Origin of the sequence: Nostoc sp. (assembly GCF_036917515.1) — a bacterium.
Lineage (GTDB): Bacteria > Cyanobacteriota > Cyanobacteriia > Cyanobacteriales > Nostocaceae > Nostoc.
Genome location: NZ_JBALDE010000009.1, coordinates 1 through 18,201, shown reverse-complemented (window position 1 = coordinate 18,201; position 18,201 = coordinate 1). Strand labels below are relative to the sequence as shown.

Sequence of the window (18,201 nt, the reverse complement as noted above, 5' to 3'; positions counted from 1 at the left end):
CGCCTGTCCCATACCAAGACCTTCACTGTTCAATAGCTTTAAAATCTGTACCACTTATCCTGCATGGCTTAGAGCTTTTCTTAGTGCCATTCGGTTATAAGTTTCTTTAATAAATCAGGAGCACAATAGAATGTCACAGGAATTTGTCTTGTCTTTCAAAAAAGACATTTCCCTAATTGAGCAACCTGAAGGCGATCGCATTATACTCCAGAGTTCTGACTGTAAGTTAACTTTCAAGCAAGTGACATCGGGATTGCGAACAGCTCTAAATACCCTCACTACCAACAAAGCTACGGCACAACAACTCATTGATTTAGTGCAGCAAAGGGATGGCATCCATGCCAAGTTAAAGTTTTACTATCACTTGCAAAAGTTATCTGCCCTTGGCTGGCTCTGCTATTCAGTAGTTATAGATGATTTACTCCTTGCTAGTGCAATTCCTCTCACTTGTGATTATCAATTTTCGCATAAAAATGTGGACGTAGAGTGTAAGTATGCTTTATCTCGCTTTGCCTACTGTCACCAAGTTGAAGAGCAAATAGTACTGGAATCTCCCCTGTCCTACGCAAAGGTTGTTGTATCAAATTGGAGAGGTGCAGCCTTAATTGCTAAACTAGCTAAACCTCAGCATTTTCGAGATTTGACCGTTGAAATTTCTGGGATTACAGAGGAAATAGCCCAAAAATTTGTTGCCTTGCTTTTGAACACACAGATGGTATTTGAAGTGGCGAAAAATGCTAGTGTTGAGCATACAACTAACATTACCCTAGCACAATGGGAATTTCACGATCTGCTGTTCCATACCCGCAGCAGAAAAGGTAGACACACTAATCTGGCTGGTGGAACTTACCGTTTTCTAGGACAAATTGAAACTTTACCTGCTGTCAAATCCAAGATGTCAGCAGAAACTATCGATCTCTACAAACCCAATCTCGAAACTCTCAAAGCACTTGATCCCTCTTTCACCTCTGTTTTAGAAGAAAGAAAATCAATCCGCGACTATAACAAAATTCCAATTACTGCACAACAGTTGGGAGAGTTTCTTTATCGCTCGGCTAGAGTGAGAACTCTAATGAAGATAGAGCCAACGGAAATTAGTAGTCGTCCATATCCTGCGGGAGGCGCTATTTATGAACTAGAACTGTATGTGGTTGTTAATATCTGCGAAGGCATTTCTCCTGGTCTATATCATTATGCTCCTGACATGCATCAACTTTGTTGGCTTTCTGGTAGAAATGAGCATACAGAAGAACTTTTACAAGGAGCGATTCGCGGTGTTGGTAGCGATGATGAACTACAAGTGTTAATCGTCATTGCTGCGCGTTTTCAACGACTAGCTTGGAAGTATGAATCTATTGCTTATGCCACCATACTCAAGCACGTAGGAGTGCTATACCAAACTATGTATTTAGTAGCAACGGCGATGGAACTTGCCCCTTGTGCTGTTGGTTATGGTGATTCTGACTTATTTGCTCAAGCAGTGGGAACAGATTACTATGCTGAAACCTCGGTAGGTGAATTTATTTTAGGCAGTAAAGATTCAAATTATAGGTAAAAGTTATGTATGTACTAGCAAATTTATTAAGTCCTTATGATGTAAATAGTTTTCTCAACGAATACTGGACTCAGAAAGCTTTATTTATTTCTAATCAAGGAATTAAGAGGTTCGACTATCTTTTTTCATGGGAAAAGCTGACGTATATTTTAAACTACCATGAACTCAATGAATCTACTATTACTTTAATTAAAGATGGAAAAATTTTAAGAACTTTTAATAATTAGTTTAAAGAAAAAGAAAGTATTATCAAATCATTGCAAAAAGGTGCAACTTTGAAGCTTGATAACATCCATAATAAAAATCCTGAAATTAATAAGTTTGTGGCTCAATTAAAGCAAGAGTTTCCCTATTGTGAGATTCATGTAAATACTTACTGTTCGTGGCCCGATCAACAAGGTTTTAATTATCATAGCGATCCTTACGAAGTTTTTATTTTGCAAATAGAAGGTCAAAAACAGTGGTATGTTTTTCCAGATACATACATTAAATATCCCGTGCAATACACAATGTCTGCTTCGTCAATTTTTTCTTTAGGAGAACCTTATTTAAATCCTGTTTTATATCCTGGCGATTTACTCTACATACCACGAGGGCATTTACATTATGCTGTAGCTTGTGAGGAGCCATCTTTACATCTGACGCTGGGAATACGCTGTCCTACAGGTATTGATTTTCTCCAGTGGCTAACTCATAAGTTGCGTCAGAAAGAAGATTGGCGAGAGAACCTACCATTAAACTTGACAGAAGATGTTTTTAAAAACTTTGGTAATCATTTAGAAAGGTTATTTCAACAATTAAATGACTGTATTACTGATAGTAATTTGCAAGCAGAATATTTAGACTCTATCCAGAAATTAGAACAACCAATTAGTTATTATTCTCTTCCATCCCAAGCAGGATTTAACATTTTTCCACAGGGAATTAATACTATTTTTAAACGATATAATTGGCAGCAACTAAATAGTTTGAAAATCAATAAAGATGAGTACAAAGTAAAAGTTGGAAACAAAGAAGTAATTTTAAAAGCAATTAATCAAGTTTTTATTGAAAACTTATCTAATCGAGAACACTTCAGTGGTAGTGATGTAAACAAATGGTTGCCAAAACTAGATTGGAAATCAGAAATTGCTCCACTACTTTCTTATTTAGTAATGGAAGGAATCATTTTTGTTGACTCAAACAATGCTTATTATTCAGGATAAAATATGCTTAATTTACTGGCAGTAGACTTTGATTTTTTCTTTCCTAATTATGCAGATAATTCTCAGCATCCCCACTGGTATTTGTATGATTGGATATACGACGAAAGTATTTCAGAATTTCACAAAAATGAAATGTGGAAAGCTAGGGCTAGGAAGTTTTGGGAAAATAATTTACCTTTGCCCAAGCTAGTTGATAATTATCTAAATTTTTGGGAACGGTTTAATTTTGCTCCTGATTGCGTGTTGTATTATTCAGACTCGAACGTATATGCAGCTCATGCAGATGTGGTTGAGAATGTAAGTTGCGTGTATTTGTTTGATGCTCATCATGATTGTGGATATAGTAGACCTTTTGGAGAATTTCTTCAACAAAAGTCGGTTGGTTGTGGAAACTGGATGTTAGTTTACTGGCTAAGAAATGCAACACTCATAATGCGATATCCTCAGTGGCGAGTCAAAGCTTTTGAAACAGAACCAGAACCAAAGATACCTGTAGATAGAAAATTTGATTGCGGAAAGACAATTAAAACTGTTTTTCATAAAGTAGCACTTTGTCGCTCTGGTCCTTGGGTACCTCCCTGGTGTGACACTGAATTCTGGAACTTTTTAGATAAGGCACCAATAATCAATAAAATTTGTTTAGAAAGGTTTATGCAAACTAGAAAATTTGAGTTCGATGAGGCTCAATAATAATTTTGATTGTTCCGCTTAAAACATCCCATTGTTGTGCAAAGTCAACTCTCTAGTGAAGCTTTGTATATTCTACAATATTGTTTTCCATGCGTCTTTCTAGAGGTAGTTCGACAAGTTCAAAATTATTGTAACTATCATTACCTTGAACAAGAATAGCTTTGGAATACTTACCAAACTGTTTTACCACAGGTGTACTATAGCGAATTGCAAAACCAACACGCTTTTCGTCAGAATAGTTTGGTTTTGAGCCGTGAATAGTACGCATATTGTGCAGAGACATTTCGCCAGATATTTAAGACTTGCGGATGGGCTGCTAACTCGTATGCCTAACGGAAAAAGAGGTGCATTTGAATACTCATCTCTACAGGTTGAGACTGAGGTTTCAGTAACGATCCTAGTTGGTTACTCAATGTCAAATATCGAGTTGCTTCATCAAATGACAATATAGAAATTGGGAACAGAACACCATCTTGTTGGTAGCGATTTAGTTGATTTTCTGTGAGCGTTTTCAGCATACAAAAATTTTTTGTAATATCAAGTTAATGATTATCGATGAAAATACTTGGTAACATCTGTTGAATAACAAATTAATGTCACTGTGCGATGGAAATGCCAAAACAAGGTATATCAAGGATTAGCCTATCCAATGCATATAATATAAAAGGATCTATCATTAAAGCCATCATTGCAAATCAGTAATTCAAAGTCGCGCCTTGTCTGTGATAGCATACCCTCAATGGCAGTAGCTAAATACTGTTCGCGATTGTAGACAGTCATGATTATGGAGATGAGTGTTTTCATAAAGTAGTATCTTTAATCTCAACTTCTAAACCACGGCGCTTGCGAGCGTGTGCAATCGCTCTGGAAGACCAGTATCTAATTTCTAGCTTATGGTTTGTTATGTTCCTTCCATGCCGACGGTAGTAGTAAAGTGGCTTTTGAAGATGATAGACAGTTGTCACTTCTGAAAGTTTCAAACACAGGTCATAATCTACAACGGCGTTAAAATATTCATCAATGCCACCCACTTGTTCGTAAACAGAACGGCGGATTAATCGAAAGTGGAAGGTGATAAACTCAATCAGCAGTCGCTCTTGAGAATAGGGGATACTACAACGTCTTCCTAACCCTTTGTCTTGTCCATTTTCGTCAATTTCTCGATAGTCAGTGTAGACCATACCTACTTCTGGATGGGCATCTAGTATTGCAGTTGTTTCTGCTAATGCTGTAGGAGCTAGTAAATCATCACTGTCTACTGAGCCGATATAAGTTCCCGTTGTAGCAGCAAAGGCAGCTTTGATAGAGGGGGCGATTCCTTGATGTTTTGCTGCAATTACCCGCACCCGTTGGTCAGATGCTGCGTAATGATGAGCTATCTCTGGTGAACTATCAGTGGAGCCATCATCCCAAATCAATAAATCAAAGTCACGCCATGTCTGCGCTAGGATGCTCTCAATTGCAGCTGCTAGGTACTGCTCCCGGTTGTAAACAGTCATGACGATGGAGATCAATGCTCTCATAAATTAGTATTTTCCGATTGTGATTACTCAATAAAATATTCAAAGCGAGATTTTTCAAAAGGCACCATACGAGTTCTAGTGCCAGACCAACACCTGGAAATGGCTTTAGGATGTTCAAAATTACCATGACGAACCAAAAGAGTCTAGTGTCAGTAGACCGAAAAGTTTTGCGATCGCACGCCGCTTGTCGTGGCTTTCAAGAAAATAATTATGGTTGGCCAATCAATATAAAAGCTGCCCAATCTAATGGGTAAGAATAGTGTTTCATTGTGGTTAACATGGCTTGACGCAATGCTACTGCTTTATCAGTCTGATGTTGCATGTTGCGATAAAACTCGGTCATCAGTAAAGCAGTTGGTTCATCAGGTAATGCCCATAAAGAAACTACTACACTGGGAACTCGCGCAGCAACTAACGCACGAGATAACCCTACTACTCCATCTCCAGTAATCTTACCTCGCCCCGTGTTGCAAGCGCTGAGAACGACTAATTCAGCGTTTAATTTGAGGTGAATAATTTCACTGGCGGTAAGGATACCATTTTCTTCTGTTGAGGTTTGCCCTTGGACTGTAGGATCGGGAGCCAGAGCGATCGCTCCTGGTACTCCTAATCCGCTAAAGTCGCTCAACAATCCGTGGGTAGCTAGATGAACTAGAGTTGAATTGCTCATCTGTTGCAGCACCTTAGATTTGTTGGCATTTGCACCAATCAGTGCTTTTGTCTGGAAGAGTTGAGCGATCGCTTTGGCTTCTTGTTCAGCACCAGGGAGAGGGGGCAATTGTTCGGGTGATTCGCCTAGTTGAGTGACAATTTTCGGCATAGTTGGATTGCCGACAATCAAGTTGGAGTTAAAATTCTTACTTGCTCTTGGCTTTTTTCGTAGTTTATATGTAATATCTAAAACTTGAATAGAAGGTGAAATCGAGATTGTATGCTGTTCAATTAAGAATTTACCTGTGGCATCTTGAAGGGTGGCAAAAGGAACGAGAAAAAGCGATCGCTGAGGGATAAATATTACATGGGCATTTGCGTCTTGAGGAAGGAGATCGTTAATAGGTTGAATCAATAATTGATGGAGTTGATGTAAGGGGTTTTCATCAATTACAGAAGATGTGTTACTATTTCTCTCCAAACTCCGATTTCTCATATTGAGTAATTCACGAGTTTTAGAAACTAAATCTGTTAGTCCTTTTGGATAACAGAACTGAGGATTTTGACACTGCCAAAGAGGTTTTAGGTCAACTCGACGAAGGGTAATATTGCCTGTGGGTCGAACAACCCAGATTAAAAGTTCAGATTCGTGAGTTTCTAGCTTTCCCTCAACTAAGAAATTTCCAGGCACGATAGAATACTCTACCAAAGTTGCACGATGATTTTGAGCAACTTTTTTAATCTCTGCAATCGTCACAGAAGCAAGGGTTGCAGTCGGCGCTTCTTTCTGGATAGGAACAGCCCAAAGGCGACGAGAGAGTAGTTCGGCAAGCGCACGGGCACGCCCCCGCTCAGATACTTCTAGGGCGGCTTCAGGTTGGTTTTGGGCAACTAATACCGTTTGCAGATTGCTATAAGGTGTATTTTGGGTTTCAAAAATGGAGATTTTAAAGCCATCGTTGCTGCCTAGTCTGGCTCGCAAGGACTCCCAAATTTCAATTGCTTCTTTGAAGGTTTTTGCTGCCCCTGCTAGGTTTCCTGATTGCAGGCGAACTGCTGCGGCGTTAATTTTTGCAATGCCTTGTTCTCGATGGTTATTACGCGAAGAAGCGTACTGGAAATATTTTCCGTAGGACTCTAAGGCTTTGTTGAGGTTGCCCATCTGAAAGTAGACGAGTCCTTGATTACCAAGAATACGATACAGAATATCGGCATCGTGTAGCGTATCCCAAGAAATTTTCCAGCCTTGTTCGTAAAGTGCGATCGCTTTGTTATAGTCTCCCTGGAAATAAGCTACCCCTCCAAGATTTGCTAGGGCTTCAGCTTCTGAGCGCAAGTCTTTAAGTTGACGAGCAATCGCTAAACGTTGCTGGTGATAATCGCTAGCTTTTGTATAGTTGCTTTGATTTTGGTAAATAATGCCCAAGTTCCCCAAAGCAAATGATTCTAGGGATTGCTCTTTGATTTGCTGGGCTAGAGTTAATGCTTGCTGTTGATAGTCAATCGCTTTTTTTGCATCTCCCAAAGCCTGATAGACAATCCCCAAGTCACTTAGAGCTTTGGCTTTTCCTGCTTGGTCTTTAATTTTTCGAGATAAAGCCAGACGTTTTTGGTGAAATGCGATCGCTTTTGCATACAAATCTGCCCCATAATAAGCATTGCCTAAATTTCCTAATGCTTTGGCTTCTTGAGATTGTGCTGTGTTGCTATTTTGCTTGCGATCGTGAATTAACTGCCAATAATCATTTAAATAATTTATCGCCTCAACATAATAATCTCCCTGTTGGACATGAGCAAGACCCAAATTTCCTAAAAGTATAGCTTCTAATTCGTAATATGTATTTTGTTTACTAATTTCTAATCCTTCTTTATAGTAATTAATTGCTTTTTCGTACTCGCCTTGAAGATGAGAAGATAATCCTAATATTGCTAAAAATTTAGCTATTTTGTATGGATCTTGATTAATGCGTGCCACATCTAAATCAGACTCAGAGATAGACTCATTTGAGAAACCATCAAGGGAAAAGTAAGCAATTCCAGTATTGCTAACTCGTTCCCCTTCCCATTGCAGATGTTGAAGAGGTTGATAGAGGGTGAGTATTTGGGCTTTTTGAGCAGTATGTGGAATAAAATCGTTTTTTGCCAGTTTTCCCAGCTTTGGAATTTGATTGTGTGTAGCTTGAACTAAAGATTTGGCAGTGATAATTTGCTGCCACATTAAAGCCAAGTAAAGACCAAGAAAAAGAGTAAAACCAATTTTTATAAGAAACATTTGTGTAAAACTACGCAAGCGAATTTTGGTTGTGTAACTGTGGTAATCAGAGTGTTATAGTGCGAAACTCTTCAATTAATTGAGTCAGGTTTTGTAAATTATAATTATTATCAAAATTAATGTTTGCAACAATTACTTTTAATCCTGCAACTCTAAACTCAGCCTTTTATAAAATTCGGAATGTACTTTTTTTACGAGACATAGATTTAGTTTTTTCAAATATTTTTAGAGCTAGTTTGGCTTCATTAAGGTATAAACTGAATCAGCAAAGCTCACAAATAATTGTATTTTTTATAAGAATATTTTTGGCTGGTTACAGTAATTTTGCTGAATAGAATCAGAAGTACGAGATATCTAATCTGCAAGCATAACCTAAACACTTGTCTGCTCTGACTGAATCAACTTTGCATAAAAACCATCAAGCTGCGACATTTCTTTGTGGGTACCCCGTTGCACTACTTTACCCTGTTCTAGAACAATGATTTCATCACAGTCGCGGATGGTACTTAAGCGATGAGCCACAATAATGCAAGAACAGCCTCGATAACGCAGATTTCGGTCAATATTTTTTTCTGTCTCTGCATCTAGGGCGCTGGTTGCTTCATCCATAATCAGAATTGTCGGATCGGTGACTAATGCACGAGCAATTTCTAAACGTTGGCGCTGTCCGCCACTAAAATTAGCAGCACCCTCAAGCAAGTTGCCATCATAGCTCCCAGGTAAAGCTAGAATCACTTCATGAATGGCAGCATCTTTGCAGGCTCGCACTAATTGAGAATTTGACACTGTATCATCCCACAAGGTTAAGTTATCTCGAACAGTGCCAGCAAACAAAAAAATTTCCTGTTCTACCATTGCCAGAGAATTAGAAAGTATTGCCCTCGGAATTTGCTCTCTAGGGATAGCATCAAAGAGAATTTCTCCCGACCAAGGTTGATAAAGTCCTGCGAGCAATTTGGCAACTGTTGATTTACCAGAACCACTACCACCAACCAGGGCTACCCGTTGTCCTGGTTTTAGCTGAAAACTCAGGTTTTGAATTAGAGGGTCGTCAGTGCGTGAATAGCCAAATGTGATATTTTTTAATTCTACATATCCCTTAAGTTGGGAGGATGAAGCATACTGTAAAGGGTTAACTGTTGGATCATGTAAATTTTCACTTTCCCCTTTTGGATCGATTGGGTTTTTCAACACATCATCCAGGCGATTTAAGTCTCCTTCTAGTTCCTGTAGCATACTACCGAAACTAACCAGAGAGTTGACTGGAGTCAAAAAGCTAGTTATTAAACTTTGGAAAGCAATCAACATACCAATGCTGAGATGCCCATCCATCACTCGTAGACCCCCAATAATTAGAACAGATAAAGAGCTTAAACTAGTCAAGAAAACAGGTAGAATTCCTAGCACTTGATTGGTAATGCCTAACTCTTGTTGAGCGTTAAGAGATTTTGTATAGTAGCCTGACCAACGAGAGAAGAAATCAGACTCTAGAGCTGAGGCTTTGAGGGTTTCTATGCTCTGAATGGCAGCAATTTCTGTACCTGCAACTTTGCCTTGGTCTTGGATGATTCGCATATAAATATCTTTGCGCTGCTGCGAAATCCACTGTAAAGTTAAGATATTAATCACAGCAAAACAGATTGCGATCGCAGTTAACACTCGATCATAAGCAAACATGATGATGGCATAAAACACGACCATTACAGTATCAATTACAGTCCTAGCTAACTGCCCCGAAAGTACTTCTGCAACTTTAGTATTAATATTAATTCGAGTGCTGATTTCTCCAGCAAATCTTTGGGCATAAAACCCCACTGGTAAGCGAAGAATATGGTCGATAAAATGCCCAGACATTTTTACCGATAACTTAATATTTAATTTTCGCAAAAACCGTCTTTGTAATAATGTCAGCAACACTTGAATGATTACAGTGGTTGTCATCCCTAAAATCAATGGACGCAACCAATCTGTACGATTTTCTACTAAAACGTTATCTACAAAAATCTGATTAAATACAGGTAAAATTAACCCTGGAATAACTAGAAAAAATCCTGCTAGGAAACAATAAAGAATAGCTCCCCACGAACCTTGTAAGCGGTCAAGGAGTGAAGCTATTAAGCTAGGCTTACGACCGCCGCGTTGAAATCCCGGGCCTGGTTCCATCATCAAAACAAGCCCAGTATAGCCTTCATCAAATTCTTTTAATGAGGCTCGCCTTGGCCCGCTACCTGGGTCGTTGAGATAAACCCAATCTTTTTTAAATCCCTCTACTACTAGAAAATGATTAAAATTCCAAAAAACAATGTACGGCGGACGAAGTTGTTGTAATTGTGCCAACTGCTTTTTAAAACCTTTGGCTTGCATTTCGTAGTTTCTCGCAGCTTTAATAATATTAGAAGCTTTGCTGCCATCACGAGAAACACCGCAATTTTGACGCAATTCTGCTAAAGGTATAATTTTATGATAGTAAGCCAAAATAATCCCAAGAGCTGCTGCTCCGCACTCCACCGCTTCCATTTGCAATAGGGTGGGAGTTTTGACACGGGAGGGGATCTTACTTTGTGCGGCTCCTAAATTTGATGATGAAGCTTTTTGGCGTAAGGGATTAAGATTTTGAATTGAGGCTACAATTTGCTGAATCAATAGCACAAGACTATTCCTCTAAAACTTTAGTTAATGCCAGTAAATTCTCGTAGTATGGGCAAGACATAAGTAATTGGTGCTTGCTCTGCTACTTTAACTCGGACATTGGTAGTTGTCCCCGCAGAGATATTTAATTTTGGCCCTTGGGAAGAAGACCAGCGATAGCCGCTAAAGGTGGATGGAGTTAGTTCCATTTCTGCTCGGATTTCTATGTCTCCGCCGCCAGTTGACAAGATGTTTGTTACTAAGTCAGGGTTGCCAATTACAGACTTTGCGCCTTCTTTAGTCACAGGTAAGGGAGAAACAGAAGTAACTTTGCCGACAATGCCACCAAAGCGTTCTCTTTTCACAGAAGCAGGGGTGATTTGCACGATCATTCCTGGTTGAATCTGTTTGCCATCTTGAACATTAAAGTAACTAACGGCGATTAATGGGGTGTTTTTATTGCCGACATTCAGGGTAACAAGAGGAGTTTTCGCACTAGTAACTTGCCCAACAAAACCAGTTAATTCTAATACACAACCGCTACTGGGGGTAACAATCTGACTATTATCTAATATTTGTTTTTCTAGTTGAGCGATCGCTCGATTAACTTCTTGAATTTGATTAATTTTGGTATTAAAAGCTTCTACGTTTTCTTGTTCAATACGTTGGCTCTTAGTATCTAAATCTTTTAATTGTGCTTGCAGTTCGCTTACAGAACTCAAATTTTGTAAGTATCTCTGCTGTGCTTCTGTTTCTTGTACATCTAATTGCTTGAGCTGCGCTTTGATATCAGATAGAGTTTGCAGTCCCTGTTTATATTCTTGCTCTGCTTGTAAATATGTATCTTTGGCAATGGCTCCCGCATCTACGAGTTGCTGGCGCTTGTGCAATCTATCTTTGAGTACAGGTACGATATCTACAGCATCATTGACCTTTTGTTGTAAACTAATGCGTTGTTCACGAATGGCATTTAAACCTTTTTTATAAAATGCAGGCGTAAGCGTCTGAGTGTCCCGCAAACGTTGGATATAACTAGCTTTAGCAGAAGCGATCGCCTCTTTTTCTTTAGCAGTACGTTGTCGCTGAAGTAACGATGAATGCTGTTCTTGTGTTTGTAATTGCCCTAGTTTTGAGCGTTGTAGTTGTAATTGCTGCTTGAGAGCGGTGGGATCAATTGTTGCTAGGACATATCCTTTATCTATACATTGTCCTATTTTGACATTCAGACTTTTTAACTGTCCTGAAATTGGCGACTCAAAAGTTATAACTTGATTAGGTTGAATCAGTATTCCCTTTCCTGTCACCGTGATCGGAATACGTCCAAAAATACTCCAAATTAACCCAAGTAAAACAAAAATACCTAGCGTAGCTAGAGGTAGCCAATCTATAGGGTTAACTATTTGCATTAATTGATCCAATCTTTCTGGAGAAGATAAACGCTCCAGTGATTCCTTACGAAATATACTTTCTTGATTTTCAGCCATTTATTTGTTAATTCGTAATTCGTAATTAGGACTGGGATTAGGGAAGAAATAAATAATTTAACTTTTAACCTCTCACGGATGCCATAGGAGCGTCTTTTTGATTTTAGATTGTTCAATCCAAAATTCAAAATCTAAAATCTAAAATTATCGTAAATAGAAGGGTCTAAGACCTCAACTAAAACACGTAGCCTCAGTTGAGTTGAGGTTTAAATCCCCAAATCCAACTGTCTCAAATGTTTTCATTTTGAGTTTTGAATTTTGAATTGTTAATCTGCCTCCTTTAAGATTGCCTATTGAGGCGTTTAATCATCCAGTCAAATCTAGCACCTGCTAGGGCAGTATTGTCTAATGTATCTAAGTTTACTTCATCTTCAACTTCAATATCTTCTGCTAAGAGTTGATCTAGTTGATAAGCCAATGTTCCAAATCCACGACGGAAAAGGCGATCGCGAATGCGATCTACTAAAACTACAGCGATCGCTCGGTAAAAACGTGCTGTAAATCCTGGATCTTGCTTTAATTTTTCAACTAGTTTGTGTTGTGGCAGAGCTAGTAATACAGAAGATTCTGCTGCCTTAACTGTGGCAGAAGCGGTTGTTGCTTCTACAAAAGACATTTCCCCTAAAATTTCGCCTTTGATTGATTGAGCAATTTCTTTTTCAGCAACTTCGTTCTGTGGGGTAGTAACAAAAATACCTAACTTGCCATCTAACAATATATATAACGCCTCAACAGGTTTTCCTGCTTCAATTAGCACTTTACCTGGATTGACTTTAGTTTTTATTCCCTGAGAAATCATCCAATCAATATCGCAATCATTCAAAATAGCAAACACAAACAAAACCTTTCGCAACGCTTCTCCTGGAACTACTTTGTTCTTAGCTAGAAAATCAGTAAGTCTCCGCAACTGTTGTGACATTAGAACAGATACTATTTGATAAAAATGGGCAGCAAATTCTGTATCTTGCTCTAGCTTTTTGAGTAATAATTGCTTTGGTAATGCTAATATTCGCGAGGGTTCCAGAGCTATAAAAGCACTAGATGAAGGACGATTATCTACAAAAGATAAAGCTTCTACAATTTCTCCTGGCGATACGCGATCAATTTCTTGTGAATCTTTTACATTCCCTGTAGGAGAGACGCAAATACTTAATGATCCTTCTAACAAAATTTCTACTGTATCAATAATTTCTTGACCTTCTTGAATGAGAACTTGATTAGGACGATGCTCTTTACATCTGCCTACACTGAGCATCCAATCAATATCACTTTCCCTAAAGGCAACAAAATTAGGAGTATTAACCAGCATTTGTCTAAGCATAGGATTTAAACTTGATTAGGAGTGAAATTAAATCATTTTTTTGCTGGAAAACACAGCTTTTTGTTAGTTTTCTGGAATTTTTCAACCAGGCTGGCTGACAGAAGTAGTAAAAAGTCAGTAAAAACAAGGTTTTTCAGAAAAGGGGTGGAGTTGGATGAGAAGCTAAACTTACCAGACAACTAGCTTCTTGCTCATACTAAGTACACGATTTCGTAAATTCGTGGTCAATTGAGGGTTGAAATTGAAACGCAAAGTGGCACAAAGTTTAGCACAGAGGAGTGCGAAGCTTGTTTCGGTTCATTCGTTATAAATTAATAAAATACTATACTAAATTATACATAATTCCTTTTTTTAGCAAAATTTTTAACAAGGCTTTTAGACAAAAGCTAATATATATTTTATCATTAGTAGTTAATTTAACTAAATATCAGCTTTTCGTGCTATCACATACAAATATTTGTCTTTGTTAGATGATTGAAAATTAATAGGACTTAATATGAATTGGATACAAAAATTTGTAAACTTTACAGTATTTCCTATCTCTCTAGTATTGATAATCTCTAGTTTGCCCAGAATGATGAAAGCTGAATCACTAATGGCACTTAAATTCCAGAGATTACAGAGATGGCAAATTAGTCAGAAGTTTATCCCACCAAATCGAAAAGCACCACAAACTACAGCTGGTGGGGGAAGTCGTGGTGGTTCCTGCTTTTTGGAGAATAAAGAAACTTCAACTCCCTTAATGCCTCCGAATAAATTAGGTTTAACCTTTGCAGAACGCCCGACATTTTACTGGTTTGTTCCGCAAATGCCAGTACAAACTGCTCATTTTTCACTCCTAGAAGACGAGCGTATACTCTACGAAACAACTTTTAAGCTTCCTAATCAATCAGGAATTATTGGTTTTACTCTCCCGGCAAAAGCATCAAGTCTTAAGGTAGGTAAAAAATATCACTGGTATATGTCAATCGCTTGCAGTTCAGAAGAACTAGCAGAGGAAATTAGTGTCGATGGTTGGGTAGAACGAATTCAACCTACTGCTGATTTATTAAAGCAGATAGCCAGGACAAATCCCAAGCAACGCTCCCAAGTGTATGCTAGAGCTGGTATTTGGTACGAAGTGCTGCATACTTTAGTACAGCAACGTCTTACTGATCCGGGCGATCGCACTGTCATGGCTAATTGGAAAGCATTATTAGAGTCAGTGGGTTTAAACGATTTAGTTTCCAAACCTTTAGTAAATAGTTGGAATGCCAAAACTAAGTAATTTATGTGGAGTCATATCAAGCAACAACTTTGGCAATGTCGCGGTATCTTCATTGCTGCTCCCAGTGCGGGAGCATTAGTGTTCATCCTGCGCTTGAGTGGATTATTGCAAATGTTGGAATTGGCAGCGCTGGATCAAATGTTTCTGTTACGTTCTCCAGAACCCGTTGATACGCGGATTGTCATTGTAGAAATTAATGAATCTGATGTGCAAAAACTTGGTAAGCGTGGTAATTGGCCTTTACCTGATAGCTTGCTAACACAAGTTTTGGAGAATTTAAAACAACAAAAGCCCAGTGCTATTGGTTTGGATTTATATCGAGATTTGCCAGTAGGATTTGGGCATCAATCGTTAGTTAAAGTGTTTGAGTCTACACCAAATTTAGTTGGCGTGCAAAAAGTAGCTGAAAGTGAAGATAGCTCGGCAGTTGCGCCACCACCAGCGCTGAAACAACGCGGCCAAGTAGGTGCAAATGATTTTCCCTTAGATGTAGATGGAAAAGTTCGTCGGAGTTTGATGTATTTAGCTGATAAAAATGGCGAAAATGTATTTAGTTTTGCTTTTAAAATTGCTTATATTTATTTAAGCGATCGCCACGTTTATGTCGGACAAACAAAAGATTTTTTAGTAAAAACAGGTAATGTTATTTACCCCTTGTTTCAAGCCAACGATGGTGGTTATGTTCAGGCTGAAGATCAGGGTTATCAAGTATTGATAAATTATCGAAGTTCTCAACAAAGTTTTTTGCATATATCTATTATGGATGTGTTAGAAAATCGCATCTCTAAAGATTTAGTCAAAGGGCGTATTGTGTTAATTGGTCCCACAGCAGAAAGTCTTAAAGACCTATTTTATACACCTTATAGCAGTACTATATTAACAGCACCTAAACGGGTAGCTGGTGTAACTATTCACGCCCATGCCATCAGTCAAGTTTTAAGCGCTACTTTAGACAATCGCCCATTAATAAAAACATGGAGCAAACTACATGAATGGTTATGGATTTTTCTTTGGGGACTAACTGGCGCAATTTTAATATGGCAACAAAGATATAGCGGCATTTCTAAAAGAAAATCATTATTACCTTTAATTAGCATTTTGTTAGCAGGTTGCTGTCTTATCGGTAGTAGCTATTTTGTTTTTCTAGCAGGTTGGTGGATTCCTGTTGTTCCACCATTAATGACATTAATTGGTTCAGCAATTGTTGTTACTGCCTACATTGCGCGGACTGCGGGAGACATCCGGAAAACTTTTGGTCGTTACCTTACCGATGAAATAGTTGCTAATTTATTAGAAAATCCTGAAGGTTTGAAACTGGGTGGCGAACGTAAGAAAATTACTATTCTCACTTCTGATTTAAGAGGTTTTACAGCTACCTGTGAAACATTATCTGCGGAAGAAGTGATTAAAATTATTAACTTTTATTTAGGATATATGGCAGATGTTATTACTCAGTATCAAGGTACAATTGATGAATTTATGGGCGATGGAATTTTAGTTTTATTCGGTGCTCCCATCACCAGAGAAGATGATGCTATAAGAGCGATCGCTTGTGCTGTGGCGATGCAACTAGCAATGGAGACTGTGAACAAAACAATCCAGCAAATGGGATTACCAAAGTTAGAAATGGGTATTGGCATTAATACAGCAGAAGTAGTAGTAGGGAATATTGGTTCAGAAAAACGAACTAAATATGGAATTATCGGTAATCAAGTTAATTTAACTTATCGGATTGAATCTTATACAGTCGGTGGGCAGATTTTTGTTTCGGAATCAACAATTAAGGAAGCTGGTTCCATTATCCAAATAGTTGGCAGCAAAGAAGTACAAGCTAAAGGAGTGAAGCAATCGATAAAAATTTATGAAGTAGGTGGTATTGCTGGAAAATATAACTTGTACCTTACTCAAGAAGAAGAAATATTCTTTAAACTGCCAGAAGCTATTCCTCTAAAATATGCGATTTTAGATGGAAAAGATGTACATACTACCGTTATTGAAGGGAAGTTAGTAAAGCTTTCAGCTAAAGGGGCGCAAGTATATTATGAATCAGCAGTGAATTCTGTGGTTTTACAGCCCTTTACGAATCTGAAACTGAACTTATTTATGCCCGACAATACCGAAATTAGCAAAGATATCTATGCTAAAGTTTTAGATAAAGCCGCAGATCCAGATAATTTTTATATTTGCTTTACTAGTCTGCCGCTAGAAGTGGAAGCGCAACTTAATGCTATACACCAACAAAGAAGTATTGTATCTCTAACTCCAGATGAGTCATTCTAAGTTACTGCTGACAGGTAATCAATCCTTAGTATTAGACAATCCTCAAATAGTTTGGCAAATTAAATCTGGTGCGATCGCTTTATTTGCTGTTCCTCTTGAGCAAGGTATTGAGGGTGTTCGCCGTTATTTATTTAGTGCTGATGTAGGAGAAGCATTGTTTGGGATATCGGCTGAAAACTATAAAATTTTGGCGATATCTATAGAAGATACTGAGTTATTGCAATTAACCGCACAGGAATGTGAGCAATGGATAAATCATGGGGAAAATGAGGCAGAAAACTTTCTCAATTCAGCGCAGATATGGGAAAAAAAATTCGTAGTTTTGGAGGCGATTATTCCTCTATTGAGTCAGTTTTTTCTACCGCTGAAAAGCTTGTGTATTGGAATGAAATTCAACTTTTTCTTGAGCAACTGCATACTGGTTTTTGCCAAACTTTGACTCAAATAGAACAAAAAGAATTAGCAGCAAATTGGACTCAATTTCAAGCACGCAAAAAACTTAACTATGAGGTAAAACTTACAGCTTTAGGAAACTTGGCATCAGTCCTCAAACCTCAGCGATCTGAACTGATACAAGAAGGTACACCACTGTTAATTGCCGCAGGTGCAGTGGGTAGGGCATTAGGAATTAAAATTCAGCCACCTCTGCGTTCTGAAAACATGCAGCGGATTCAAGAACCACTAGAAGCGATCGCTCGTGCATCGCGAATTCGCATTCGGCAGGTATTGCTCAATGACCGATGGTGGCAAAAAGATAGCGGCCCTTTATTAGCATACACTCATCAAGATAACCTTCCGGTTGCAGTGTTACCAGCAGGGGTGGGAAAGTATGAAATCTTTGACCCACAGAAAAAGACTCGTACACCTGTAAACAATCGTACTGCTCAACAACTAGCTCCCTTTGCTTATGTGTTTTATCGTTCCTTACCCGATCGAGATTTAACTGCACTCGACTTAATTCTGTTTGCTTTTAGGGGGCAAGTTCGAGAACTGGCGATTATCTTCCTGACAGGAAGTGTTGGCGCATTGTTGGGAATGTTAACTCCCTTAGCAATTGCCATCCTTATTGATTCTGTGATTCCTGATGGGAATAGAGGGTTGTTAGCGCAAATCAGTTTGGCTTTGGTAGCCGCCAGCTTAGGGACAATAATTTTTCAGATTGCTCAAGGTTTTGCCAGTCTGAGATTAGAAAATAAAGCCAGTTTAGATGCTCAAGCAGCCTCATGGGATAGATTATAGCGGTTCTCAGTTGGGTGCAATATAGTAACAGCAGTGGGTGAACCATCCAATAATGTCTTTTTTAGTTACCGCATTCAGAGCATTTG

General features: G+C 38.5%; 15 protein-coding genes. 7 read left to right on the top strand and 8 right to left on the bottom strand.

The window, feature by feature from the left end; translation table 11 throughout:
* The first annotated feature begins 130 nt into the window (after nucleotides 1-130).
* The 3 genes from V7K89_RS00615 (at nucleotide 131) to V7K89_RS00605 (ending at nucleotide 3,450) form a co-directional block, all read left to right on the top strand.
* Nucleotides 131-1,555, top strand: coding sequence for a SagB family peptide dehydrogenase (locus V7K89_RS00615; protein ID WP_335183819.1), 1,425 nt, complete (start codon nucleotides 131-133; stop codon nucleotides 1,553-1,555).
* Between the two features lie 275 nt (nucleotides 1,556-1,830).
* Nucleotides 1,831-2,760, top strand: a complete 930-nt coding sequence (locus V7K89_RS00610; RefSeq protein WP_335183818.1) for a JmjC domain-containing protein — start codon at nucleotides 1,831-1,833, stop codon at nucleotides 2,758-2,760.
* 3 nt (nucleotides 2,761-2,763) lie between these two features.
* Nucleotides 2,764-3,450 carry a hypothetical protein gene (locus tag V7K89_RS00605; RefSeq protein WP_335183817.1) on the top strand — a complete coding sequence of 229 codons (687 nt, stop codon included), beginning with the start codon at nucleotides 2,764-2,766 and terminating at the stop codon, nucleotides 3,448-3,450.
* A 52-nt stretch (nucleotides 3,451-3,502) separates the two neighbouring features.
* Here V7K89_RS00605 and V7K89_RS00600 read toward each other — a convergent pair whose 3' ends face one another.
* From V7K89_RS00600 to V7K89_RS00565, 8 genes are all read right to left on the bottom strand, one after another.
* Nucleotides 3,503-3,733 (bottom strand): hypothetical protein, encoded by a 231-nt coding sequence (locus V7K89_RS00600; protein WP_335183816.1) that lies wholly within the window; start codon nucleotides 3,731-3,733, stop codon nucleotides 3,503-3,505.
* Nucleotides 3,734-3,779: 46 nt separating this feature from the next.
* Nucleotides 3,780-3,968 carry a hypothetical protein gene (locus V7K89_RS00595; protein WP_335183815.1) on the bottom strand — a complete coding sequence of 63 codons (189 nt, stop codon included), beginning with the start codon at nucleotides 3,966-3,968 and terminating at the stop codon, nucleotides 3,780-3,782.
* Nucleotides 3,969-4,092: 124 nt separating this feature from the next.
* The gene (locus V7K89_RS00590; protein WP_335183814.1) at nucleotides 4,093-4,230 is read right to left on the bottom strand and encodes a glycosyltransferase; all 138 of its coding nucleotides are present in this window, start codon (nucleotides 4,228-4,230) and stop codon (nucleotides 4,093-4,095) included.
* A 20-nt stretch (nucleotides 4,231-4,250) separates the two neighbouring features.
* Entirely contained in the window at nucleotides 4,251-4,973 is a 723-nt protein-coding gene (locus V7K89_RS00585; protein ID WP_335183813.1) for a glycosyltransferase, read from the bottom strand.
* Between the two features lie 208 nt (nucleotides 4,974-5,181).
* On the bottom strand, nucleotides 5,182-7,896 hold the full coding sequence (locus V7K89_RS00580) for a CHAT domain-containing protein (RefSeq protein WP_335183812.1): 2,715 nt from the start codon (nucleotides 7,894-7,896) through the stop codon (nucleotides 5,182-5,184).
* Between the two features lie 372 nt (nucleotides 7,897-8,268).
* Nucleotides 8,269-10,545, bottom strand: a complete 2,277-nt coding sequence (locus V7K89_RS00575; RefSeq protein WP_442941539.1) for an NHLP family bacteriocin export ABC transporter peptidase/permease/ATPase subunit — start codon at nucleotides 10,543-10,545, stop codon at nucleotides 8,269-8,271.
* 20 nt (nucleotides 10,546-10,565) lie between these two features.
* The gene (locus V7K89_RS00570) at nucleotides 10,566-12,008 is read right to left on the bottom strand and encodes an NHLP bacteriocin system secretion protein (protein WP_335183811.1); all 1,443 of its coding nucleotides are present in this window, start codon (nucleotides 12,006-12,008) and stop codon (nucleotides 10,566-10,568) included.
* 280 nt (nucleotides 12,009-12,288) lie between these two features.
* Nucleotides 12,289-13,329: a cyclic nucleotide-binding domain-containing protein gene (locus V7K89_RS00565; RefSeq protein WP_335183810.1), complete on the bottom strand. Its 1,041-nt coding sequence runs from the start codon at nucleotides 13,327-13,329 to the stop codon at nucleotides 12,289-12,291.
* A gap of 595 nt (nucleotides 13,330-13,924) precedes the next feature.
* Between V7K89_RS00565 and V7K89_RS00560 the strand changes: the two genes are divergently transcribed.
* From V7K89_RS00560 to V7K89_RS00545, 4 genes are read left to right on the top strand one after another with little or no spacing between them, the layout of a single operon-like run.
* The gene (locus V7K89_RS00560) at nucleotides 13,925-14,596 is read left to right on the top strand and encodes a DUF928 domain-containing protein (protein WP_335183809.1); all 672 of its coding nucleotides are present in this window, start codon (nucleotides 13,925-13,927) and stop codon (nucleotides 14,594-14,596) included.
* Nucleotides 14,597-14,599: 3 nt separating this feature from the next.
* Nucleotides 14,600-16,876, top strand: a complete 2,277-nt coding sequence (locus V7K89_RS00555) for a CHASE2 domain-containing protein (RefSeq protein WP_335183808.1) — start codon at nucleotides 14,600-14,602, stop codon at nucleotides 16,874-16,876.
* The gene (locus V7K89_RS00550) at nucleotides 16,863-17,315 is read left to right on the top strand and encodes a hypothetical protein (protein ID WP_335183807.1); all 453 of its coding nucleotides are present in this window, start codon (nucleotides 16,863-16,865) and stop codon (nucleotides 17,313-17,315) included. The genes V7K89_RS00555 and V7K89_RS00550 overlap by 14 nt, the downstream gene beginning before the upstream one ends.
* Nucleotides 17,312-18,115: a hypothetical protein gene (locus V7K89_RS00545; RefSeq protein WP_335183806.1), complete on the top strand. Its 804-nt coding sequence runs from the start codon at nucleotides 17,312-17,314 to the stop codon at nucleotides 18,113-18,115. Before V7K89_RS00550 ends, V7K89_RS00545 begins: the two co-directional genes overlap by 4 nt.
* The last annotated feature ends 86 nt before the right edge of the window (nucleotides 18,116-18,201 follow it).